The organism is Microbulbifer hainanensis, assembly GCF_014904735.1.
In the GTDB taxonomy this organism is placed as follows: Bacteria; Pseudomonadota; Gammaproteobacteria; order Pseudomonadales; family Cellvibrionaceae; genus Microbulbifer; species Microbulbifer hainanensis.
Genome location: NZ_JACZCR010000003.1, coordinates 193,496 through 216,579, shown reverse-complemented (window position 1 = coordinate 216,579; position 23,084 = coordinate 193,496). Strand labels below are relative to the sequence as shown.

Below are 23,084 nucleotides of genomic sequence, written 5' to 3'. Positions count from 1 at the left end.
GTGCTTACTCTGCGCCTTCGCCGGTTTCGCCTTCCGCTTCGCCTTCGGCAGAAGCTTCAACGGCTGCGCGCGGCTTGTGCACGGAAGCGACAACCAGGTCGTGGTCGGCACCGTGGCTCAGGTCCACAGATTCAACGCCAGCCGGCAGCTTGATGTCGGAGATGTGCAGTACGCCGTCCATGTCCAGGTCTGCCAGGTCTACTTCGATGTACTCGGGCAGCTTGGAGGCCGGGGCGCTGATTTCCAGTTCGGTCAGGGTGTGGGACACGATGCCGCCAGCCTTGACGCCTTTGCAGGTCTCTTCGTTCAGGAAGTGCAGCGGGGCTTTCAGGTGAACCTTGGTGTTTGCGGAAACACGCTGGAAGTCCACGTGCAGCAGGATCGGCTTGGCCGGGTGGCGCTGCAGGTCGCGCAGGATCACGTTCTCAGCTTTGCCGTCGACGTCTACGGTCACTACGGAAGAGAAGAAGGCTTCGTTTTCCAGGGCTTTGAACAGTTCTTTCTGCAGTACAGAAATGGACTGCGGCTCAGCCTTGCCACCGTAGATAATGCCGGGGACACGGCCTTCCAGGCGACGCAGGCGGCGGCTCGCACCTTTCCCTTCGTCGCTACGGACGTTGGCGTTCAGTTTGATATCAGACATGGGTTAAACCTCGGGTTGTCTGCCCAGGGCGACCTGCGACCGGACCGCTCTGGCATTGCTGTAAATCGGGCCGGAAATGCTCCGTGCCCAATAGTAAACGCCCGGTCGGTGCCGGGCGGGCGCGTATTCTAAGGGAATTGTGGCTGTGGCGCTAGATGGGAGGCTGTGCTTTTCAGTTCGACCACGACCGCACAGAAGAGCGCACAGGGACCGTGCACCGCGGCCGAAGGCCGGCGCGAGCTGCTAAATCGCAAGTAAAGCCACGCCTTTGCGCAGCGATTTAGCAGCGACGTTTAGATAAGGCCAGGGATGGCCTTATCTAAACATGGCAGAAAGTGATTCCTCATTGCTGATGCGGCGCACCGACTCAGCCAGCATCGCAGCCAGGGACAGCTGGCGGATTTTCGGTGCCCGCTCCATCTTGTCGCCCAGCGGAATTGAGTCAGTGACCACCAGTTCATCGAGAACCGAGTTGTTGAGGTTCTCGATCGCCTTGCCGGACAGAACCGGGTGGGTGCAGTAGGCGATAACCTTCTTGGCGCCGTGTTCCTTCAGTGCGTTGGCGGCGTTACACAGGGTGCCGGCGGTGTCGACCATATCGTCCACCAGCAGGCAGGTGCGGCCGTCGATTTCACCGATAATATTCATGACTTCAGCCACGTTGGCGGCCGGACGGCGCTTGTCGATGATCGCCAGGTCGCAATCGAGGCTCTTGGCCACTGCACGGGCGCGGACCACGCCGCCGATATCCGGGGAGACCACTACCAGGTTTTCGTAGTTCTGGCGCTCGATATCGTCGAGCAGGGTCGAGGAGCCGTAGACGTTGTCTACCGGCACATCGAAGAAGCCCTGAATCTGCTCCGCGTGCAGGTCCACCGTCAGTACCCGGTCGATACCGACGCTGACCATCATATCCGCGACTACCTTGGCGGAAATCGGTACGCGCTGGGAGCGAACGCGGCGGTCCTGGCGGGCATAGCCGAAATAGGGGACAACGGCAGTGATGCGACCGGCAGAAGCGCGGCGCAGGGCGTCGACCAGCAGAATCAACTCCATCAGGTTGCGGTTGGTGGGCTGGCAGGTGGACTGCACCACAAATACGTCGCGGCCGCGCACGTTATCGGTGATTTCTACTGCAATCTCGCCGTCGGAGAAGCGTTTGACCACCGCTTCGCCCAGGGGGATCGCCATATGGTCGACAATTTTCTGTGCCAGTTCCGGGTTTGCGTTACCGGTAAAGACCATTAAGTCAGCCACTGCGAGTACCTTTAGTTCTGTTGAGTCTGAGGGGAATGAAAAGTGTAGATGCCCGTGTTTGTGAAAGCTGTCTAGCGCGCAGTAGCGTCACCTTTTGCTGTATGCGACACAGGCGGCCGCGAAGGAGTTGCAATAACGCCGGTTCCGGCGTGCCCGCGGCATCGGAATGGAATGTGCCGCTGGCGACTCAACGCGTCGAGTCTCGGAGTTTCGATCCGCTTTCCGCGAATCGGAAAAATATGGCTGGGGCGGTAGGATTAGCTTCGCCTGCGGCTCGCTGGTCTACGGCGGCCCCGCCGGTGGACTCGCACTTCGTGCTCGGGGCTGCGCCCCGCCGTCCGTATCCTCCGGCGCCCAAACTTGGCCCCCAAGTTTGTCGGCTCGAACCTGTCCGAGCTCCGGAGTTTCGATCCGCAATTTGCGGGTCGGAAAATATGGCTGGGGCGGTAGGATTCGAACCTACGCATGACGGGATCAAAACCCGCTGCCTTACCGCTTGGCTACGCCCCAGCAGAATTGCGCCGTTGCCAATCAGGCATCGGCCGCAATATTCGCGAGCTGGACATGGGTGGGGGAGTGATTCACTCCGGTGGCAACAAAGCCATCCCATTGGTCCGGCACTCTGGCAAGCACATCACTGGCTGCCCGTGCCGAGTCGAACGCTGCAAAAACGCAGGCTCCCGTTCCGGTCAGTTGCGCCTGGGCGAACTGCTGCAACCACTCTCGGGCCGCACGGATTTCCGGGTAGAGACGCTCAACCAGCGCCTGGCAGTCGTTGACTGAATGTCGTTCCAGCCAGTCTCTGTCCAGTCGCCCCTCGCGAAGGTGCGCTAATGTAATTGCGGCGGAATCTCTTGTCAAACCGGGATGGCCAAACACCGCGGCAGTGCTTACGGAACAATCGGGTACGAGCACCAGGTAGTGGCGCGGCTCGATCGCTACCGGCGTCAGTTTTTCGCCGACACCCTCCGCCCAGGCGGATCGGCCGCGTACGAATACCGGCACATCCGCGCCCAGCTGGCGCCCCAGTTCGGCCAGTTTGTCCAGGGAAAAATGACACTGCCAGAGCTGGTTCAGTCCCAGCAGCGTTGTCGCGGCATCGGAACTGCCGCCGCCGATACCGCCGCCGTGAGGCAGTTTTTTTTGCAGTGTGATATGCGCGCCTTTTGTGCAGCCGCTTTCCTGTTGCAGCAGTCGGGCTGCGCGGTAGACCAGGTTGTCTTCGAGGGGGATATCCAGACTGCCCGCGTCAACGCTGATACTGCTGTTGTCACACAGCTCGAAATCCAGCAGGTCGCCGAAATCCAGCAGTTGAAACAGGGTCTGCAGCTCGTGATAGCCGTCTTCGCGGCGGCCGAGAATGCGCAGAATCAGATTGAGTTTGGCGGGAGCCGGCAATTGCAGGGACATGGGGGAGTCGCGTGATTAAAAGGTCGCATGATAGCGACCTTCACGGGATTCATCATTACTGCCCGATCATCTGTCCAGGTTCAAATATTCCACTCTTTGATCACCAGGGTGACCTGAACAGGTCCGGTGGCCTGATTGGTGGCCGCCTTTATCTTGGTCGGCAGTACATAGGGGCCGTGGTTTTCATAGCCGCTGAAATTCAGCGTCCAGCCAGCCTGCTGCAGACTCTGCAGGAGGCCCTGCGCGTTGCGCCGTTCACTGGACGGTGCGGAGCTGGGGGCGGAAAGTCCGCGCACCCAGTAAAACATTTCGTTCACGGGCATCGGCCAGCCCATGGTCTGCATGGTCAGGTCTGCGGGATTGCTCGCGCGCAGGGGCGGTTGGCTGCCCTGTTGCAGCGAGACACCGGCGGGTGTGCCTTTGATCACCGTGGCGCCGGCACCCAGTGGGCCACTCAGGTGGATGCGGTAATTTGGCGCGGTGCGCTGTTCCCAGGTCAGGTTGGCGCTGCCGTTATCGCGGGGCGAGCGCACGCCGAGTTTGCCCTTGATGGTCCAGTACTGCAGCTGTGCGACCGACAGTTCCGCCGCTGTTGGGGGCTTGGGTTTCTGCCCGGCGCAGGCGCCGAGCAGCAGGGTCAGAAAACACAGGGATAGCAGTGCGATCCGTTTACCGGTTTGGGGATGTTCAGCTGTCAGAGGCATGTTGTTCCAGTGATTCGTTGCTTTGCAGGCGCTTCATCGCGGCCGGAATGATCTTGCTCTGCGGGTTCAGCTTGAGCCCGCGCTGCCACACCTGCATGGCGCGCTCGCGGTTGCCCTGCATCCACAATACTTCGCCGAGATGCGCGGCAATTTCATGGTCCGGCAATTCTTCCAGGGCTTTTTGCAAATACTTCACTGCTTCGCCGTGGTTGCCGAGACGGTACTGCACCCAGCCCATGCTGTCGATAATCGCCGGATCATCGGGGCGCAGTTGCAGGGCTTTGCCGATAAGTTGCTGGGCCTCTTCGAGGCGGGAGTTGTCCTCGATCAGCTTGTAGCCGAGCGCGTTGAGAATGGTGGCGTTGTCCGGGTCGCGATCGAGGAGCTTGCGCATTCCGCTTTCGAAGGCGGCGGTGTTGCCCATCTGGTCGTTCAGCAATGCCTGGGTGTAGACCAGGCGGCCGCTATCGCCGAGGCTGGCAATCGCCTGGTCGAGCAGCGTCAGTGCCTCTTGGTTCTGGCCGTGTTTGCGCAGCAGGTTGGTTTCCATAAGGTAGAAATTTTCCGCCTGGTCCGGATGCCGCTTGCGCAGATCGGCAAACCAGCTCCGGTTTTCTTCCGTGCTGCCATTTTCAGCGAGCAATTCCGTACCGCGAGTAATGGCCGGGACATAGTCAGACCCCGGCTCCACTTTCCGATAGTGTGCCACGGCGGCGTTAACGTCCTGTTCTATTTCGGCGATTTCGCCAAGGTAGAAATGTGCAGCAGACTCGTGTTCGCCGAGTACCAGCAGGCGCTCGAACAGTGGTTTGGCCTCGTCGATCTGTTTCGTTTCAAAGCGGATCATGGCCAGCGAAAGAATCATGTTGCCGTCGCGGGGGCGTTGCTTGACCAGTTCAGCAAACTGTTGCTGCGCCAGTTTCAGGTCGTCGCGAATCAGCAGGCGGGCGTACTGGAGGCGCAACCGGCTTTCTTGCGGGTAGACGCTGACCAGCTTTTCCAGCAGGGCGATTGCTTCCTTACGCCTGTCCAGGTCTACCAGGATGTGGGATTCCAGCAGGGGAGCATCGAGCATGCCCGGATGCTGTTCCTGTACGCGCCGGGTGATTGCCAGTGCCTCGGGATACTGCTCGTTGGCCCGCAGCATCATGGCGTAGGCGAGGGATACTTCCGGGTTCTCCGGGTATTTTTGCGTCAGGCGCTCGAAGTCCGGCAGGAAGTGTTGGGTCAATTCGGGTTCGGAGACTGCCGTGGCGGCGAGGGACTGCAGTGGGGCATCGCCGCCGAGGTCCAGGGCTTTTTCCGCGTGCACCAGGGCGGATTCCAGGTCGCCGGACAGGGTCAGTTCAGCGGTGGCTGACAGCTGGGCCTCCGGGTTCTCCGGCTCGAGTTCTGCCCATAGTTTGGAGGCGCGCAGGGCCGCGCGGCGGGCATTGAGAAAGCGCGCTATGCGGGTGGCGCGGGCGGCGACGCCCGCATCCCGGGTGCGCTCTGCCTGGTAGAAGTAATTGGCCAGGGCTACGTCATACTGTTCGCGGTTGCCCGCAACTTCCGCCACCAGCAGGGTATAAAAGGCGTCGATGGGGAAGGGGCGGGTCTGGGTTTTCTCCGTCGCGGGCTGTTTTTCCGTCTTGGCCAGTGGTTTTTCCTGGACATCCGGGGTTGGCTCGGGCTCTGCCGAGGGAGCCGGGGGAGTGGGTCCCTGCTGGACGCAGGCTCCCAAAAGCAGGCTCAGGGACGCCGCCAGCAGCAGCGATTGATGGGGCGGACCGGAAAGACGGGGCTGTGTTGCAGACGGCATAGAAACGTATCCATACGTTGGTGCCGCGCGGGATCGGTGCGCGGATGGCGTGTTTTGAGCGATTATCGTCGTATAATTCTAGTCGCGATTCCGCTGCGGGGCCGGCCGCTAACCCCGCATTCGCCAAGTCTGCGCGCAAATAAACGCCGGGCCGCGGCAGCTGCAACTGGTGGGCCGGCGGCTCGCCCGGGGCGGCGCATCCGCCCGAATAATCGGTCACCGCGCGAGTACCAGTGAGCCGGGGGGCTCTCACCTGTTGGGTGCAAACGGGTACTTGCCCTTGCAAGAGGCGCGGCCGCCCGGGAAAATGCGCGCGCCAACTGCGGGAACCGCACCTTCAGAATTTACGCCGACGGGAGTCTATGCCAATCCTCGCTCTGGGAATCAATCACGACAGCGCGCCGATCGAGGTCCGCGAACGGGTGGCGTTCGCCCCGGAAGTGATGCCGGGTGCGCTGGCGGATGCGCGCATGGCGCTGGACTGTCCGGAACTGGCGATCCTGTCCACCTGCAACCGCACGGAAATTTACGCGGAAGTCGAGCCGGAGCGCCTGTTGCAGTGGCTGTCCCGCTATCACCATGTGGCGGAAGAGCAATTGGCCAGCTGCAGTTACAGTTACAGCGGCGAAGAGGCCGTGCGCCATATGATGCGGGTCGCCTGCGGGCTCGACTCCCTGGTGCTCGGCGAACCGCAGATCCTCGGCCAGATCAAATCCGCCTACGCGGTGGCGCGGGAATCCGGCAGTGTCGGCAGTCTGCTCCACAATGTTTTCCAGCAGGTTTTCGCCGTGGCGAAGCGGGTGCGGACCGAGACCGCCATCGGCGAGAATCCCGTTTCCGTTGCCTTTGCCGCAGTGTCGCTGGCATCGCGCATCTTCACGGATCTCCGCGAGCAGACGGCGCTGCTGATTGGCGCCGGCGAGACCATCGAACTGGTGGCGCGCCACCTGCTGGAGCAGGGCGTCAAGCAGCTGATCGTGGCCAACCGCACGCTGAACCGCGCCGAGCAGCTGGCGCAGAACTTCGGTGCCGAGGCGATCCTGCTGGCGGATATTCCCGATTACCTGACGCGCGCTGACATCGTCATCAGCTCCACCGCCAGCCAGCTGCCGATTCTCGGCAAGGGCGCGGTGGAATCCGCACTCAAGCAGCGTCGCCACCGCCCGATGTTTATGGTCGATATCGCCGTGCCCCGCGATATCGAACCCGAGGTGGGCAAACTCGACGACGTTTACCTCTATACGGTCGACGACCTGCGCGGCGTGATCGACGAGGGGCGGCGTTCGCGGGAAAAGGCGGCGGAAGCCGCCCACCAGATTGTTGACACCGCCGCGGCGGAATTCATGCGCGAGCGCCGCTCACTTGGCGCCGTGGACACCATACGCAGCTACCGCCAGCGGGCGCAGCAGATCGGCGATACCGAGCTGGCGCGCGCCGTGCAGCAACTGGAGAAGGGCGGTGATCCGCGCCAGCTGCTGGAACAGCTGACGCGCTCGCTGACCAACAAATTGATTCATGCCCCTACGGTGAACCTCAAGCGGCTCACCGCCGAGGGCGATCTCGAGCGGTTGCGCATCGCGCGCGAAGTCGTCGGGCTGGAACCGCTCCCTGAGATCGATTTAGAGAAAAAAGACGGATGAAAGACTCGGTAAGAAACAAGCTGGAAAACCTGGTGGAGCGCCACGAGGAAGTCTCCGCGCTGCTCGGCGACGCCGAAGTGATCAGCGACCAGGAGCAGTTCCGCGATCTGTCCCGTGAATACGCCGAGCTCGAGGAGGTGGTCAAATGCTACAGCCGCTACCGGCAGCTGCAGGACGATATGGCCACGGCGCGGGAAATGCTCGACGAGAGCGATGCGGAATTGCGCGAAATGGCGCAGGAGGAACTGCGCGAAGCGGAAGAGCAGGTGGAACCGCTGGAGCGCGACCTGCAGACGCTGCTGCTGCCGCGCGATCCCAATGACCGCAAAAACGTCTTCCTGGAAATCCGCGCCGGTACCGGCGGCGATGAGGCGGCGATCTTTTCCGGTGACCTGTTCCGCATGTACTCGCGCTATGCGGAAAAGCAGGGCTGGCGTATCGAAATCATCAGTGAAAACCCTGGCGAACACGGCGGCTACAAGGAAATCATCACCCGTGTCGCCGGTGAAGATGTCTATGCGAAACTGAAATTTGAGTCTGGCGCGCACCGCGTGCAGCGGGTCCCGGAAACTGAATCCCAGGGGCGCATCCACACCTCGGCCTGTACGGTGGCGGTGATGCCGGAGCCGGACGAGCGCGATGCGGTCGAGATCAACAAAGCGGATCTGCGTGTGGACACCTACCGCGCCTCCGGCGCCGGTGGCCAGCACGTCAATAAGACCGACTCCGCAGTGCGCCTCACGCACCTTCCCACCGGTATCGTGGTGGAGTGCCAGGACGAACGCTCCCAGCACAAGAACCGCGCCAAGGCCATGGCGCTGCTGCAGGCCAAGCTCAGCACCGAGCAGGAAGCGGCCGCGGCCAAGGAAATTTCCGATGCTCGCCGCAATCTGGTCGGCAGTGGCGACCGTTCCGAGCGTATCCGCACCTACAACTATCCCCAGGGGCGGGTGACCGATCACCGTATCGGCCTCACCCTGTACAAGCTCGACGAGATCATGCAGGGCGCTTTGGAAGAAGTCATCGATCCCCTGCGCACCGAGCACCAGGCGGACCAGCTGGCCGCGCTGGGGCAGTGATCGGTGCCTCCGAGAAAATGACTGTTATCCCGTGAGCACGGTCAAGGAAAACCTCACTCGCAGTGCCGAACTCACCGGCAGCGACAGCGCGCGCCTCGATATCGAGGTGCTGCTCGGTGCAGTGCTCGGGCGTTCGCGCACCTGGCTCTATACCTGGCCGGAATACGAGTTGAGTGTCGCGGAACAGCAGTCATTCGATAATCTGTTACAGCGCCGTCGCCATGGCGAGCCGGTGGCACACCTGACCGGGGAGCGGGAGTTCTGGTCGCTGGCACTCAAAGTGAACGCATCCACGCTGATTCCGCGCCCTGAGACAGAGCTGCTGGTGGAAACCGCGCTGGCGCTCTGCCCGGGTGACCGGCTGCGCGCCCTCGACCTGGGTACCGGTACCGGTGCCATCGCCCTGGCCCTGGCCAGCGAAAGGCCCGGTTGGGACATTGTGGCCGCGGAGAAATCGGCAGACGCAGTGGCGCTGGCGGAAGAGAATCGCCGCGCGCTGCAGCTCGACAATGTCCGTATTGTGCAGAGCGACTGGTTTGCGCAGCTGCCCGCGCAGAAGTTTGACTTGATTGTCAGCAACCCGCCCTATATCGATGCCGCTGATCCTCACCTGGAGCAGGGCGATGTCCGTTTTGAGCCCCGCTCGGCCCTGGTGGCGGAGGACGCGGGACTGGCGGATATCCAGTCGATTGCGCAGTGCAGTGGCGAATTTCTCGCTGCGGGCGGTTGGTTGATGGTGGAGCACGGCTGGCAGCAGGCCGCGTCCGTGCGGGCCATCTTTGCCGCTGCGGGCCTGAAAGATATAGAAAGCCGCGAGGATTTTTCCGGCTGGGAGCGTATTACGCTGGGGCGGAAGGCGAATTAACCGCGGAATGCGGCGGCATTCGGCCACTGAACATACGGGGAGGAAACCATGCACGAGCACGTTCACCACCGCCACGGCAGTGGCCACCTGCGCCCGCTGGTATGGAGTTTGGTCATCACCTTTGCCTTCGCGATGGTCGAGGCGGTCGGCGGCTGGCTGTCGGGCTCCCTGGCGCTGATGGGCGATGCCGGCCATATGGCCACCGATGCCCTGGCCCTGGCCCTGGGCGCGGTGGCGGCGCTGCTGGCGCAGAAACCGGCGGATCGGCAGCTGTCATTCGGCTGGGGGCGCGCCGAGGTGTTGGCGGCCATCGTCAACGCAGTGTTTATGCTGTTGATTGTGGTGGGTATCAGCATCGCGGCGATCGAGCGCCTGCGCGAGCCGCAACCGGTACAGGGCGGCACGGTGATGTTGATCGCGCTGATCGGATTGCTGGTGAATGTTGCCGTGGCCTGGGTGCTGCACCGCGGCGAGCAGACGCTGAATATTCGCGGCGCACTGTTGCATGTGATGGGCGACTTGCTGGGGTCAGTGGCCGCGCTGATTGCCGGTGCGGTGATTTATTTCACCGGCTGGACCCCCATCGATCCACTTCTGTCGCTGCTCATCTGCGTGCTGATCCTGTTTTCCAGCCTGCGCCTGTTGCGGGATTCGGTCGACGTGCTGATGGAGCGGGTACCGCGCGAGCTCAGCCTGCCGGTTGTCGGGCAGACCCTCGCGGCAGTCGATGGCGTGCGTTCGGTGCACGACCTGCATATCTGGCGCCTCGATTCCAGCACTATTTCCCTGTCGGCGCATATTGTCGTGGACGACCTGCAGGCCTGGCCGGGGGTGCTGGAGCGGCTGCGGGAAACCCTGATCAAGCGCTTCGATATCGATCACATTACCCTGCAGCCCGAACCCCTGGGCGAGCACCACCACCCGGTGGAAATCATCGACCGGATCAGTGACAGCTAGGCGGATTCAGTCGTCGTCGCTCTCGCTGTCGATTTCCTCTGGCTGATCCTTTGACGGTTCGTCGGCAGCGGGCTCCTCTTCCGCTGCCGGTGCACTCTCCTTGTCCGCTTCTTTAGTCGCCGGTGCAGCCGTTTCCGTCACTTTGGCTTCGGTGTCTGCAGTCACCTCTTCAGGTGGGCTGATCTGTTCCTGCGGCGCCTGAATGCCGATGTGGTAGGCGGCGAAGCCGGGCTGAACCACCTGGTTCATCGCCATGCCCAGAATGCGGCCGTTGTATTTCGAGCGGATCTCTTTGCGCACGTTGGTAATCGGGTTGGTGACGGTACCGAGCAGGTCGCCCTTGTGGACGAAAGCACCCAGCTGCACCTTGCTGAAGATGATGCCGCCGGTGGTGGCGCGCTGCCAGGTGGAATTGTAGTAGACCGGCTCCGGGTCGCCCCACAGGCGGAACTTGCTCACCATGTCGAGCTGGTTCAGAAGCGTGCGGATACCTTTCACGCTGTGGCTGACCGAGGCCTCGTCGAGCACCATGGGGGCACCCGCTTCCAGGGTCACCGTGGGGATGCCGGCGTTGACCGCCGCCCGGCGCAGTGTGCCCTTGGCTCCGTCGCTGTGCAGCACGACGGTGGAACCGAAACCCTTGGTCATCTTGACCACTTTCGGGTTGCGCAGGTCACCGCGCAGCTGCGGCAGGTTGGTGCGATAGAAAGAACCGGTGTGCAGGTCAACCACAGCATTGCAGTGACTGATGACCTCGTGGAAGAACGAGTAGGCAATGCGCGCGGCGGACGAGCCGTGCGGATCTCCGGGGAAGTGGCGGTTCAGGTCGCGGCGGTCGGTCAGGTAGCGGGAACCGCGGTGGAAACCCTGCAGGTTGACGATGGGGACGCCGATAACGGCTCCGTGCAATTTGCTCGCGTCGAGGTTGTACATTACCCGGCGCACGGTCTCGATACCGTTCAGTTCGTCGCCGTGAATCGCCGCGGTCAGGCACAGAGTCGGGCCGTTATAGGCGCCGTTGACCACCAGCACCGCGGTGGAGCTGTAGACCCCTTCAAAATGCTGGGTCGGCGACCAGGCCAAGCGCGTGGAGGTGGCCGGGGGGACCTCACTGCCGAGCAGGCGCAGGGGCTTGCCGGATTCCGGTGCGGCCGGCTCCTCCGGTTCGGTTTTTTCCTTTTCCCCGGCGGCGGAGCCCGCCTGTCCGGTTACCGCTTTGCTGTCCGGTTGTGCTGGTTGCGCTGGTTGTGCGGGCGCCGGTTGCCCGGCCGGAGCACCGTCCTCAACCACCGGCTGGTCCAGCTTCAGGTTTTCCGCCTTGGGCATTGGCTTTGTAGGATCTGTTTGCGGTGCCGGTGCCTCCGCTTCCTTCACCGGTGGCTCCTCCGCTACCGGCCGGTCGAGCTGCAGGTTTTCCGCTTTGGGCACACTGGCGTCCTGCGTCTTATCGGCTTCTTCGGTCAGCGCGAAAGTGTGGGCGGAAGTGAGTAGCAACGCAAAACACAGAATGCGGCGGGGCGGGCTCTTGGGGGAGCTCGAAATCATGCAGTGACTCCAGTGGGTGAAGAGGGGTGAATTACAAGCAATGTAGTTAAGAACGCCATTATAGCGAAAGCGTTCCCTAGGAATTGCGCGATAGTGGCTGAAAAAAGGCGGGCCCCCAGTGGCTCAGCGTTGCGGAGGTGCCAGCATGGCCTTTCGACTGGTGCGCCACAGCCGCAGGCCGAGGAGGATGGCGGCGGTGCCGAGCCCGATACAGATGCCTACCCAGTAACCGTAGACCCCCCAGAATTGCTCCCCCAGCCAGCGGGCAGTAGTGAGACCAACCAGCCAGTAGGAGAACAACTGCAGGTACATGGGAACCCGCGTATCTCGGTAGCCGCGCAGCGCTCCCCAGGCCATGGCCTGGGCCACGTCCACCAGCTGGAAGGCGGCGCAGAGCAGCAGCAGGTTGGTGGCCACGGCGATGATGTCGACGTTGCTGGTATAGGCGTGCACGAACAGGTAGCGCAGCGTGATCAGCAGCAGGCCGGTGGCGAGGGCATATAGCAGACCGCTGCCGACGCCCACCAGGCTGGTGAAGTGCGCTCGCTTGGGGCGCCCCTGGCCGAGAATCTGCGCCACGCGGATACTCAGGGCCTGCGCCAGCGCCAGCGCGACCAGATAAAAAATGGATCCGACATTCAGTCCGATCTGGTGAGCTGCGACAATGGTGGCCCCGTAGGGTGCCAGCAGAACCGTCAGGCTGGCAAAAAACGTCACTTCGCTGGCGGCGCCGATGCAAATCGGCAGGCCCACTGCCAGCAGGTGCCGCTGGGTGGGCCAATCGGGGCGCGGCGGCAGCAGTCTGAGCCGCAGTGCACGGTAGGCCGGATCGTTGCCGGCGTGCCAGAAGAGCGCAGCGGCAATCGACCAGCTCACTAGCGCTGTGGCCCAACCGCAACCGGCGCCGCCCATCGCCGGAATCGGACCGGCACCGAAGACCATCAGGATATCCAGCGGAATATTCAGAACCGCCGCCGCCAGATAGGTGCGCATTACCGGGCGTACCTGGCCCATGCCCTCACAGTAGCCGCGCAGGGCGGTACCGAGCGCGAAGGGCAGGGTGCCGGTGGCGAGTGCCAGCAAGTACTGCTCCATGACGTGGCGCACCGGCTCTTCGGTGTCGATCCACTGGCTCCACCAGGGGGTAGCCAGCAGGGCGCCGACGACAGCCAGACCACCGATCAGGGCGATCCACATTGCCTGCTGCAGTTGCTGGGCGCAGCCGGGTTCGTCGCGACTGCCGCGCAGGTGTGCGACGATCGGCGACACCGCAGCGAGCAGTCCCATCAGGGTGACCGCACAGACGGACCAGATACTGGCGCCCAGTGCGAGTCCGGCCAGATTTACCTCACCGGCGCGACCGGCGACGATGGTGTCGGTCACACCCATGCTGACCACAGCCAGATTGCTGATCACCAGTGGGCCGCCGAGCGTGGCCAGTCGCTTGAGTTCGGTGCCGGTCGCCCGTCTGTACAGCTTGATCATTGAATAGGGAGGTTTCCGCGGGGAGTGGACAGGCTTGCGTTGGGGGACCCGGTCGCCAGCAGCGAGCGCGGGAAAACGGGCTGAATTATGGGGGGCGCCGGCGGTGGGTTCAATCCACTTTGCGCGCCAGCTGGCGGCTTATTGAGCCGTATGAAAATTAGAGTTCGGGTCAAGATCCATATAGATGATATACTCGCCGATTATTTAACCCATGCCGTCCACGGTGACCGCCCCGCGGATACCCCGGCATTCAGATTCGCCCCCGGCGAATCTGTGAGCATTTAAGCGAGTATTTCACTTGATAGGAAAGTTGTTTCGCCGTTCTTCCAGCAAAGATGAGCAGCGCTCCGAGTCTGCCGAGCAACAGAGTGCGCCGTCTAAAGCTACCGATGGGGGCAAGCCCGCCGAAAAAGCATCTGGCGAGCGCAAGTCCCAGCGCCGCGATGGTGGCAGCAAAGGCAGCCAGCGTGGCCGCCGCGGCGGAGGCAAGAGCCAGCGCGGTCCTCGTGACAAGAAGCGTGCCCCCTGGTCTTTGGATCAATTCCAGGTGCCGGAAGCGGAAGACAAAGTGCGTTTTCACGACCTGGACCTGCCACTGGACCTGATGCACGCCATCAGTGACCTGGGATTCCAGTACTGCTCGCCGATTCAGGGCCGCTCCCTGCCGCATACGCTGAACGGCCACGACCTGGTGGGCAAGGCCCAGACCGGTACCGGCAAGACCGCGGCTTTCCTGATTACCATTATCGATGACCTGCTTAAGAACCCGTTCGAGGGCGAGCGCTACGCCGGTGAGGCGCGCGCATTGATCATTGCGCCCACACGGGAGCTGGTCATGCAGATCGCCGACGATGCCAAATCCCTGTGCAAATACACCGACCTGGAAATCCACACCCTGGTTGGCGGCATGGATTACCAGAAGCAGCAGCGCAACCTGAACGAGCGCCTGGTGGACATTCTCGTCGCAACACCCGGCCGTTTGCTCGATTTCGCCAGCAACCGGGACTGCTATCTCGACCAGGTGGAAATCCTGGTGATCGACGAGGCCGACCGTATGCTGGATATGGGCTTTATTCCCCAGGTACGCCGCATTGTGCGCCAGACGCCGCGCAAGAGCCATCGCCAGACCATGTTCTTCTCCGCCACATTCACGCCGGAAGTCGATTCTCTGGTGGAGCAGTGGACCGAAGAGCCGGTCATTGTCGAGATCGAGCCGGAGCGCGTGGCAACCGACAGTGTCGAGCAGCACGTCTACCTGGCCGCGAGCGAGGAAAAGTACACGCTGCTGTACAACATCCTGCAGAGTGACGAGGTGGAGAGCCTGATCGTGTTTGCCAATCGCCGCGACCAGTGCCGCCGCCTGCACGAGAACCTGGAGGCCCACGGCTTCAAGGCCGGCCTGCTTTCCGGGGAAGTGGCGCAGAACAAGCGTGTGCGCACCCTTGAAGACTTCAAGGCGGGCGTGACCAAGGTCCTGGTCGCCACCGATGTGGCCGGGCGCGGTATCCACATCGACGGGATCAGCCACGTGGTGAACTTTACGCTGCCGGAAGAGCCCGAAGATTACGTGCACCGTATTGGCCGGACAGGCCGTGCGGGCAAGACGGGTACTTCGATCAGCTTCGCCTGTGAAGATGATGCCATGCGGCTGGAGCCCATCGAAAAGCTGCTCGGTGGCAAGCTCAAGTGTGAGCAACCGCCGGAGGAGCTGCTGGTGGAGCCGCCCAAGGTCAACGTTAAACGCAGCAGCGGGCCACGCGGCGACAGTCGGGGTGGTCGCAGCGGTGGTGGCAGTCGCCGCCCCAGGCGCTGATAAAAAACGCGGGCTATGCCCGCGTTTTTTAATGGGTAAATGTTTAGACTTCGGTATAGCTGTTGCAGGCGAATTGCACGGGCCGCAGTGCCGGGTCAGAGGAAATGAACAGCAAGTAGTCTGGCGAAGGCGTGCCGGTAGCAGTGGCAAGGACGTGTTTTTTCAACAATCTTTGAGTTGGCGGAAGACTTCCGGATCACGATCGGCAACATGCGCACCCTCTACCTCCATATCGGAATTCACAAAACAGGCACCAGTTCCCTGCAATTGGCCCTGAAAAACTACCAGTCGCAACTGTTGGCCCAGGGTCTGGAATTCGCCTGTCTGGGCAAGAAGGGCAACTCCTCCGGTGCCATCGATGTGGAGGACATTGCTGGCGGCCTCGCATTCCGGCTCAACGAGCGCTTCGCCCAACTGCTGGCGGCGAGTCGCGGCGAACGCGTGATCGTCTCCGGCGAGCATTTCTCCTTCCTGCGCGATGCGCAAGAGATCGACAAGGTACAGAAGGTCTGCGCGCGTTACTTCGACGAGACCCGGATTATCGTCTACCTGCGCCGCCAGGACCGGCAGGCAATCTCTTTTCGCCAGCAGGCGGCGCGGGGCTGCGCGCGGGGCAAGAGCACATCGAGCCGCCTGCTGGGTCACAGCGACGGCGCCTTCCCCGAGCTGACTGCCGATGTGCTGGCCTATTACGATTATTATTCGAAGCTGCGCCTGTGGGAGGAGAGTTTTGGGCGCGAGGCGCTGACGGTGCATGTGTTCGAGCCTCACCGGCTCAGCGGCGGAGATATCGTAACCGACTTTGCGGAATTCCTTGGTGAAGGCGTTGTGATACCGCCCTGCCGCGTTAACGAGGGCATCCCGCGCCGGGAGTTCCTGTTGACCCATAAGCTGCTGCAACTTGGAGTGGCGCCGCCGCAGATTGAAAAACTGAAACCCTTCATGCGCGAAGACTGTGAGCGACTGCAACCCAGTCGCGCTGCGGCGCGGGCGTTTTTCGCCCGCTTTGCCGACAGTAACCGCGCCCTCAATGACCACTACCTGCCGCACCCTTCGGGCCTGGCGTTTGTAGACGATTTCGATACCTACCCCGAGCGGGGCAACGATTCCCTCACCCTGAGTGACCTGGCAGATTGGAGCACGGGGATACTTGCCGCGGGTCTGGACAACCCTCTTGGTCTCCGAGACGCATTGCTCGCCGAGCGACTGGATGTCCTGTTGGCGAAAAGCGCAGAGGACGGGACTGCAGACTCGCGAGCCGAGCTGACCGCTCTGCGCGAATGCCTGGCCCAGGGGGCCGCGATAGCGCCGCACAGGGAACCCTGGTGGCGGCGTGTCAAGCCAAAGAAGCAGCGCGGTCGCTAGATAAGATACTAATAAGCCTTTCAATGTCAGTTAATAACAGTTACCGCCCCGATATCGACGGGCTGCGGGCTTTCGCCGTTTTGCCGGTGGTCATGGCGCACGCCAGGGTGCCGGGGTTTTCCGGCGGTTACGTCGGGGTCGATATCTTTTTCGTCATCTCCGGGTACCTGATTACCGGTATTCTTTTGCGCGAGATTCGCGCCGGAGAGTTTTCGCTGGCCAGTTTTTATCGCCGTCGCGCGCGGCGTATCCTGCCGGCGCTCTTTGCCGTAATGCTGGTGTCCACAGCGGCGAGTTGGTTTTTGTTGCCGCCGGATATGTTCAGCAACTTTGCGCACTCGCTGCTTGCTGCGCTGTTTTTTGTGTCGAATTTCTGGTTTTGGCGCAGTACCGAGGACTATTTCGGCCAGGCGGCAGAACTCGAACCGCTGCTGCACACCTGGTCCCTGTCTGTTGAAGAGCAGTTTTATATCGGTTTTCCGTTGCTGTTGTGCCTGCTGGCGAGGTGGCGTTGGAGCAGTGCGATCGCGACAGTGGCGGTGCTGGCCGTGCTGTCTCTCGCCGCTTCGGTATGGGCAACAAAAACCCAGCCGTTTGCCAACTATTTTCTCACCCCGACTCGCGGCTGGGAGCTGGCGATCGGCGCGTTGCTGGCAATGGGCGCACTGCCAGCGGTGCAGCGGCGAGGTGCAGCGGAGCTGGCGGCCGCGGCAGGGTTAGCCGCGATTCTGGTGTGCGTGCTCACATACGATGCCGCTACTCCCTTTCCGGGACTGGCCGCGTTGCCGCCCTGTGCCGGTGCCGCGGCACTGATTTGGGCTGGTAGGCAGCCGGGCACAGTCAGCCGCTTCCTGGCCCTGCCTTTGTTTGTCGGAGTGGGCAGGATTTCCTATTCACTCTATCTCTGGCACTGGCCGGTGCTGGTCTTCCTGCGTTTATACAACGGTGCCACCGAATTGCCCGCAAGCTGGGTTTTATATGCCGTAGTGATGTCGGTGGCGCTGGCCTGGTTGAGCTGGAAACTGGTTGAGCAACCGTTCCGCACGGCGCGTCCCGGGTCGCTGCTGTCGTCCGTGCTGCAGCTCAGGCTGGCCGCTACCGCGGCGGGCGTTCTCGTGATGAGCGCGTGTGCCATTAACGGTGGCGAGGGCTTTCCCGAGCGGCTGCCACGGGACCTCTACGAGACCTACAGCGAGGCCAGTCAGCGGACGCAGAGGCAGGAGGCGTGTATGAACCGGGCGCCGCTGGAACGCCAGCTCTGTGAATTCGGCAGCAGCGCGGCGCCTGAAGCGCACTATCTGTTGTGGGGTGATTCCCACGCGGCTGCATTTCTGCCCGGCTACGAGCGCTGGCTGGCCGTACATGGAGCGCGTGGCCTCGCCGCGGTGAAGTCGGCCTGCGCACCGGTGCTCGGGGTGGTTCGGGTAGACAAGGGCGCAGCGCACCAGTGTGATGTTTTCAACGAGAGTGTAATGAACTTCCTCGAAGGGCGCCGAGATCTGGGTACTGTCATTCTGGTCGCGCGCTGGGCCTTTGCTGTGGAGGGAGAGCGTGCACCTGGTGAGGGGGGGACGGAAGCGGTGTTGGCTCCGTCGACGGACGGCGAATCGGATGGCCGCGATAACGCGGCCCTTGTACGCGACGGATTGGAAGCCACGGTGCGGAAAATCCGGGCTACGGGCCGCGAGGTGGTGATCGTCAAAGACACGCCGGAGATCGGCTTCTCTGTGCCCGTTGCCGTACTGAATGCCGAGTTCATCGGTGCGCAGTTGCGCCCGGCACCCAGCCGGGATGAAGTGGAGCAGCGCCAGCGCCGCGCGAACCGAATCATTGAAGATATTGCTGAAGAATTCGACGCGCAGGATCTCAGTCCATTGCCGCTGCTGTGTGCGCCCGACTGCAGGATTGAGCACCGCGGCACACCGCTGTACCGCGACGATGATCACCTCAGCGCCTATGGGGCGCGCTGGCTGGTGCCGCGGCTTTTAGAGGTGCTCGCCAAGGAAGGGGGAAACAGAAAGTTCGGTTGAGGTGGCCAACTGGGCCGCGCATATCGTGCGGCCCATGCATTCGGTTTATCGTTCAGTCGATATATTCCACCGCTTTCACCACCTTCTGCACTCCGCCGATACTGCGGGTGACATCGGCGGCACGCTCGGCTTCCGCGCGGGTCAGCAGCCCCATCAGGTAGACCACACCATTTTCGGTGATGACCTTGATTCGTCCGCTGTCGATTTCTTTGTTGGCGAGCAGGACGCTTTTCACTTTGGTGGTGAGCCAGGCGTCGCTGCTGCTGGCCAGCAGGGAGACTTTGCCGCGTACCTGGATCTCGTTGTACACCTGGCGCACGTTCTGCACCTGCTGCGCGGTGCGCCCGGCTAGCAGGCGCAGTTCATTGTTTTCCACCTGGCCCGTCAGCAACACCACGCCGTTGAAGACATTGACGTTGATATTGGCATTTTTCAGGTTCGGGTGCGCCTTGTTGATATTGACCGTGGTGATGGTCTCAATTTTCTCGTCATCGAGGTAGGTGCCGAGGGAGCGCTGGCCGGGATCCTGCTGAATGGGGCCGTCGTGGGTGGCTTCCAGTACGGTGCTGCAGCCGGACAGCGCGGCACTCATGGCCAGAGCAATAACAATGCGGTTCATGGTTTTCGTGATTAGGGTTTTCATCGGTTTCAGTCCTCGTAGCCACCGAACAAACTGCTGTCGATGAGATCGCACAGGCAGAAAATGGTTAACAGGTGCACCTGGTGTACCTCTGCTGCGACTTCAGAAGGCACGCGGAGTTCAATATCGTGAGTATCCAGCAGGGCCGCGCAATCACCGCCGTCGCCGCCGGTCAGGGCGAGAATGCCCATATCGCGGTCGCGCGCCGCGCGCATCGCCTGGACCAGATTCGAATCGCGGCCGTCGCTGCTGACGATCACCAGCAGGTCCCCCGGCTGGCCCAGGGCGCGCACCGGCTGCGCAAAGGATTCCGCGCGGCCGTGGTTCTGCGCCACTGTACCGATGGAGATGCCGTCGCTGCACAGCGCGATCGCCGGCAGGCCCGGGCGCTCGCGCTGGAAGCCACCGAGCAACTGTGCGCAGAAGCTCTGGGCGAGGGCGCCGCTGACGCCGTTGCCGCACAGCAGCAGCTTGTTTTCGGCGAGCAATGTGTGCACCACCATGTCGCTGGCCTCTGCGACCAGCGGGGCGAGAATTTCGCCCGCGTTCATTGTGGCTTCGAGGCTGCGGTGAAAAAGGGTTACAACTCGCTGTTCCATTGAATCCTTAACCGGGCGAACTCTGGATCCGCTCCGTTTCATAGTCCTGTCGTGTTACCGGAGTTTACGCACCAAACGCGTTGGTGATCCAGTTTATGTTGTCTGCACTGCCGTCGATGGCGATTACATCAAAGCGGCAGGGGCAGTCCAGGCGGTGCTCCTGCAGGTAGCGATCCGCGCTGGCCAGAAGTTTGCGTTGCTTGCGGGTATCGACCGTTGCACCGGCACCGCCGAAACGCTTGTCTTTGCGGAAGCGCACCTCGACAAATACCAGGGTATCGCCGTCCCGCGCGATCAGGTCGATTTCGCCCTGCCGGCAATGGTAGTTGTGCGCTTCGATGCGGAGGCCGGCGCGCTGCAGATACCGCGCCGCGACCTTTTCCATCTGTGCGCCGACGTCGGCGCTGTTGGTGGTGCGGTTAAAAAGCTTCACTGGTTCCGGTCAGCTCCACCGGCTCGGTCGCCTGCGGCAGGGGCTCGACGACGGTGGTAATTGGCACCGGCGCGCCCTTGTCGATACGCGCCCACATCTCCTCGCGCACGATGCGGCCATCGGCAGTCAGGCTCAGGGCGCCGGTCAGGCCGTGCACCTGCTGATTTGGGAACTGGCGCAACATTGGCAGGCGCGGGTACAGGCGGAATGCATCGGCACCCAGGGCATAGAGCCGTGCAAAGGCGGGCGCCGGTGAGGCCTGCTTTTCGATATTGCGCTTGGTGACATTGTCGTTTTCAAACAGCCACGGCATCGCGGTAAAGCGAATGCCGTTCATGTCGCGGTCGCGGTTGCGGTTGATATTGCCGTCGAATACCTGTGATGTGGCGTAGATGGGCAGGTCGCCGGCGTAGAAGAACGTCAGCATCGGGTTGAGCTGCCGCGCCTGCTGTGGCTGCGCGAGCACAAACAGCATATCCACATCGTTGCGGCGGCGGGGCGTGAACTTTAGCGGAGCAGCCAGTTTCCGGCGCAGCGCACTTTCGCGCGATTTGCTTTCGGGGATCAGCAGGGCGTCGCTGACCAGCTTGGAAAAGTTGCTGTTGCCGTAGAAGGTCCGGTTGACGGTCACGGTGCCGCCCAGGCGATGCCATTCCTCGCGGAATGCCTCGGCGCCGCGCTGTCCCCAGCTGGCGTCGGAGGCCAGGATCATTGCCTGGCGATGTCCCTGGCGGTAGGCGTGCTGTGCGACCTGGCGGGCTTCGTCCTCGATTGCGAGTCCGAACTGCACCAGATCACCGGTCGTGCGGCCGCTGTCGCCGTAGTTCAGGGCCAGGGTCGGCACCGGCAATTTCTCGGTAGCGAGCAGGTTGGCGACCTTGCGCTTGTCGAGCGGGCCGACAATCGCCTGGGCGCCGTCGTTTACCGCGCTCTGATAGATCTCTTCAAAAGGCTGCTCGGTGCCGGTGTCGTATACCTTGACCTTTGGTGCCGGTGCGCCGGCCTGTAAAGAGGTGTAGTAAGCGGCCATAAAGCCGTCGCGAATGGCGCGCCCGGCGCTACCCAGTGGGCCGGACAGCGGCAGCAGCAGGGCGATGCGGTCGGCGCGCTGGCTGGCCAGGTGTTCCAGCAGCTGCAGTGCCTGTGGGGGATGCGCGGTTGCACTGTGGCCCGGCCACTGCTGGCGCCAGCGGCTGAGCGCCGTCAGCTGCGAGCTGATATCGCCCTGGGTATCGCGCCCTACCAGGGCCAGCTGGTACCAGCCGCGCATCTGCATGTCCTGGCTCTGTTCGGCGCGCAGGTGCAGTTCGCTGGAGGGCAATTGCATCAGCAATTGCCAGAATCCGTCATTGTTGGCCGAGATATCGGCGTCTGTCTGCGCGAGGTCGGCGATCAGCCGGCGCTCGGCAATGGCGCTGTCCAGGTCACCTAGCAGGCCCCAGAGATCGGCGCGCAGGCTGCGCAGTGACAGGGCGGTATCGGGGGGCAGCTGCAACCAGGCACGATCCAGGCGCGGCGCAGTGGCCAGATCGAGGGCCTTGAAAAAATCGTCTTCGGCGGCGAGTACTCTGCCGTAGACTTGCGCGTATCGTGCATACTCAACGTCGTTGAGCTGCTCCGGGTCGATGCCAATGGCGGCCTGTTTGGCAGTCGCGTTGTCGCCCAGCTTGTATAGAATGGCCGCCGCCCGCAGGCGCAGTTGATCGCGCACCGGCGAAGACTGGTTCTCGGCGCTGTGCAGAAACTGTATCGCATCGCTGCGACTGGCGGTCGCGCCGGCCTGAACCGGGGCCTGTATATTGGGTTGCGGTGCCTGGGTCTGGCAGGCGGCCAGGGCGAGAGTCAGGGCGCTGGCGGCAAGTCTGCTGACGATCGGGGCCGCGCGCCGGAAAGTGCTGCGCCGGGACAGGGCGGACATATTCTTCTCCCGCAAATCTTATAAATTGGAGTGAATTATGGGGCTGGATCAGGCGCTGCTTTATATTGTTGCCACGCCCATTGGTAACTTGGCCGATATGGTACCGCGAGCCATCGAAGTTCTACAATGCGCCGATCTGGTTGCGGCGGAGGACACGCGTCACAGTCAGAGACTTTTTTCCCACTTTGATATCGATACGCCGCTGATGGCGTACCATGACCACTCGGACGATGTGCGTACCGAGCAGATACTCCAGCGGCTCCAGCAGGGCCAGACGGTGGCGCTGATCTCCGATGCCGGCACACCGCTGATCTCCGACCCGGGCTACCGGCTGGTGCGCGAGGCGCGCGCCCGCGGCGTCCGCGTGATACCGGTGCCCGGGGCCTGCGCTTTCGTCGCCGCCCTCAGCGCGGCAGGCCTGCCCAGCGACCGCTTCAGTTTCGAGGGTTTCCTGCCGGCCAAGGCGGGCGCGCGGGAGAAATCCCTGCAGGCGCTGGAGAGCGATACCCGCACCCTGATCTTTTACGAGGCGCCCCACCGGGTGCTGGACACTTTGGAGGCGATGGCGCAAGTATTTGGTGGGGAGCGCGAGGCGGTGATCGCCCGTGAACTGACCAAGGCGTTCGAGACCATCCACCTGGCGCCCCTGGCAGAGCTCGCCGAGTGGGTGCGCGCCGATGGCAACCAGCAGCGCGGCGAAATCGTGCTATTGGTACGCGGCGCTGAACGCAGGCAGGACGCGACGCTGGATGCGGAGGCACAGCGGGTGATGAAACTGCTGCTGGCTGAGTTGCCGCCTAAACGCGCCGCAGCCCTGGCCGCGGATATTACCGGGGTCAACAAGAAGACACTGTATAACTGGAGCCTCGAGCAAAAGTGAGGCCCGTACAGGGCCGGCGC

19 protein-coding genes and 1 tRNA gene are annotated in these 23,084 nt (G+C 62.5%); 8 read left to right on the top strand and 12 right to left on the bottom strand.

Annotated elements, in window-relative coordinates; genetic code table 11:
• Positions 1 to 4: 4 nt before the first annotated feature.
• The 6 genes from IG168_RS01405 to IG168_RS01380 all read right to left on the bottom strand — a co-directional run bounded on the left by IG168_RS01405 (position 5) and on the right by IG168_RS01380 (position 5,815).
• Positions 5 to 643, bottom strand: a complete 639-nt coding sequence (locus IG168_RS01405; RefSeq protein ID WP_193161348.1) for a 50S ribosomal protein L25/general stress protein Ctc — start codon at positions 641 to 643, stop codon at positions 5 to 7.
• Positions 644 to 958: 315 nt separating this feature from the next.
• On the bottom strand, positions 959 to 1,888 hold the full coding sequence (locus IG168_RS01400; RefSeq protein WP_226876431.1) for a ribose-phosphate pyrophosphokinase: 930 nt from the start codon (positions 1,886 to 1,888) through the stop codon (positions 959 to 961).
• Positions 1,889 to 2,335: 447 nt separating this feature from the next.
• Positions 2,336 to 2,410, bottom strand: a tRNA-Gln gene (locus tag IG168_RS01395).
• A 21-nt stretch (positions 2,411 to 2,431) separates the two neighbouring features.
• Complete coding sequence (gene ispE, locus IG168_RS01390) at positions 2,432 to 3,310, bottom strand: 4-(cytidine 5'-diphospho)-2-C-methyl-D-erythritol kinase (RefSeq protein WP_193161346.1); 879 nt, start codon at positions 3,308 to 3,310, stop codon at positions 2,432 to 2,434.
• Positions 3,311 to 3,390: 80 nt separating this feature from the next.
• On the bottom strand, positions 3,391 to 4,014 hold the full coding sequence (gene lolB, locus IG168_RS01385; protein WP_193161345.1) for a lipoprotein insertase outer membrane protein LolB: 624 nt from the start codon (positions 4,012 to 4,014) through the stop codon (positions 3,391 to 3,393).
• Positions 3,998 to 5,815 (bottom strand): tetratricopeptide repeat protein, encoded by a 1,818-nt coding sequence (locus IG168_RS01380; protein ID WP_193161344.1) that lies wholly within the window; start codon positions 5,813 to 5,815, stop codon positions 3,998 to 4,000. Before IG168_RS01380 ends, lolB begins: the two co-directional genes overlap by 17 nt.
• A gap of 362 nt (positions 5,816 to 6,177) precedes the next feature.
• Here IG168_RS01380 and hemA point away from each other — a divergent pair, with 362 nt between their 5' ends.
• From hemA to IG168_RS01360, 4 genes are read left to right on the top strand one after another with little or no spacing between them, the layout of a single operon-like run.
• Positions 6,178 to 7,455 carry a glutamyl-tRNA reductase gene (gene hemA, locus IG168_RS01375; protein ID WP_193161343.1) on the top strand — a complete coding sequence of 426 codons (1,278 nt, stop codon included), beginning with the start codon at positions 6,178 to 6,180 and terminating at the stop codon, positions 7,453 to 7,455.
• The gene (prfA, locus tag IG168_RS01370) at positions 7,452 to 8,534 is read left to right on the top strand and encodes a peptide chain release factor 1 (RefSeq protein WP_193161342.1); all 1,083 of its coding nucleotides are present in this window, start codon (positions 7,452 to 7,454) and stop codon (positions 8,532 to 8,534) included. Before hemA ends, prfA begins: the two co-directional genes overlap by 4 nt.
• Before the next feature lie 31 nt (positions 8,535 to 8,565).
• Entirely contained in the window at positions 8,566 to 9,399 is an 834-nt protein-coding gene (gene prmC, locus IG168_RS01365; RefSeq protein ID WP_193161341.1) for a peptide chain release factor N(5)-glutamine methyltransferase, read from the top strand.
• A gap of 48 nt (positions 9,400 to 9,447) precedes the next feature.
• Complete coding sequence (locus tag IG168_RS01360) at positions 9,448 to 10,356, top strand: cation diffusion facilitator family transporter (RefSeq protein ID WP_193161340.1); 909 nt, start codon at positions 9,448 to 9,450, stop codon at positions 10,354 to 10,356.
• A gap of 6 nt (positions 10,357 to 10,362) precedes the next feature.
• On the opposite strand, the gene IG168_RS01355 is transcribed toward IG168_RS01360, so the two are convergent.
• Complete coding sequence (locus IG168_RS01355; RefSeq protein ID WP_193161339.1) at positions 10,363 to 11,901, bottom strand: succinylglutamate desuccinylase/aspartoacylase family protein; 1,539 nt, start codon at positions 11,899 to 11,901, stop codon at positions 10,363 to 10,365.
• A gap of 123 nt (positions 11,902 to 12,024) precedes the next feature.
• A complete protein-coding gene (locus IG168_RS01350) occupies positions 12,025 to 13,386 on the bottom strand; it encodes an MATE family efflux transporter (RefSeq protein WP_193161338.1) in 1,362 nt (453 codons plus the stop codon).
• 298 nt (positions 13,387 to 13,684) lie between these two features.
• On the opposite strand from IG168_RS01350, the gene rhlB reads away from it, so the two are divergent.
• The 3 genes from rhlB (at position 13,685) to IG168_RS01335 (ending at position 18,594) form a co-directional block, all read left to right on the top strand.
• Positions 13,685 to 15,199: an ATP-dependent RNA helicase RhlB gene (gene rhlB, locus IG168_RS01345; RefSeq protein WP_193161337.1), complete on the top strand. Its 1,515-nt coding sequence runs from the start codon at positions 13,685 to 13,687 to the stop codon at positions 15,197 to 15,199.
• A gap of 210 nt (positions 15,200 to 15,409) precedes the next feature.
• Entirely contained in the window at positions 15,410 to 16,564 is a 1,155-nt protein-coding gene (locus IG168_RS01340; RefSeq protein ID WP_193161336.1) for a hypothetical protein, read from the top strand.
• A 23-nt stretch (positions 16,565 to 16,587) separates the two neighbouring features.
• Positions 16,588 to 18,594 (top strand): acyltransferase family protein, encoded by a 2,007-nt coding sequence (locus tag IG168_RS01335; RefSeq protein WP_193161335.1) that lies wholly within the window; start codon positions 16,588 to 16,590, stop codon positions 18,592 to 18,594.
• A gap of 52 nt (positions 18,595 to 18,646) precedes the next feature.
• Here IG168_RS01335 and IG168_RS01330 read toward each other — a convergent pair whose 3' ends face one another.
• The 4 genes from IG168_RS01330 to IG168_RS01315 form a co-directional block, all read right to left on the bottom strand.
• Entirely contained in the window at positions 18,647 to 19,237 is a 591-nt protein-coding gene (locus tag IG168_RS01330; protein WP_193161334.1) for a BON domain-containing protein, read from the bottom strand.
• Positions 19,238 to 19,242: 5 nt separating this feature from the next.
• Complete coding sequence (locus IG168_RS01325; protein ID WP_193161333.1) at positions 19,243 to 19,833, bottom strand: SIS domain-containing protein; 591 nt, start codon at positions 19,831 to 19,833, stop codon at positions 19,243 to 19,245.
• 64 nt (positions 19,834 to 19,897) lie between these two features.
• Positions 19,898 to 20,266, bottom strand: a complete 369-nt coding sequence (locus IG168_RS01320; protein WP_193161332.1) for a YraN family protein — start codon at positions 20,264 to 20,266, stop codon at positions 19,898 to 19,900.
• Complete coding sequence (locus tag IG168_RS01315; RefSeq protein ID WP_193161331.1) at positions 20,253 to 22,184, bottom strand: penicillin-binding protein activator; 1,932 nt, start codon at positions 22,182 to 22,184, stop codon at positions 20,253 to 20,255. Before IG168_RS01315 ends, IG168_RS01320 begins: the two co-directional genes overlap by 14 nt.
• Before the next feature lie 37 nt (positions 22,185 to 22,221).
• Here IG168_RS01315 and rsmI point away from each other — a divergent pair, with 37 nt between their 5' ends.
• The gene (gene rsmI, locus IG168_RS01310; protein WP_193161330.1) at positions 22,222 to 23,064 is read left to right on the top strand and encodes a 16S rRNA (cytidine(1402)-2'-O)-methyltransferase; all 843 of its coding nucleotides are present in this window, start codon (positions 22,222 to 22,224) and stop codon (positions 23,062 to 23,064) included.
• The last annotated feature ends 20 nt before the right edge of the window (positions 23,065 to 23,084 follow it).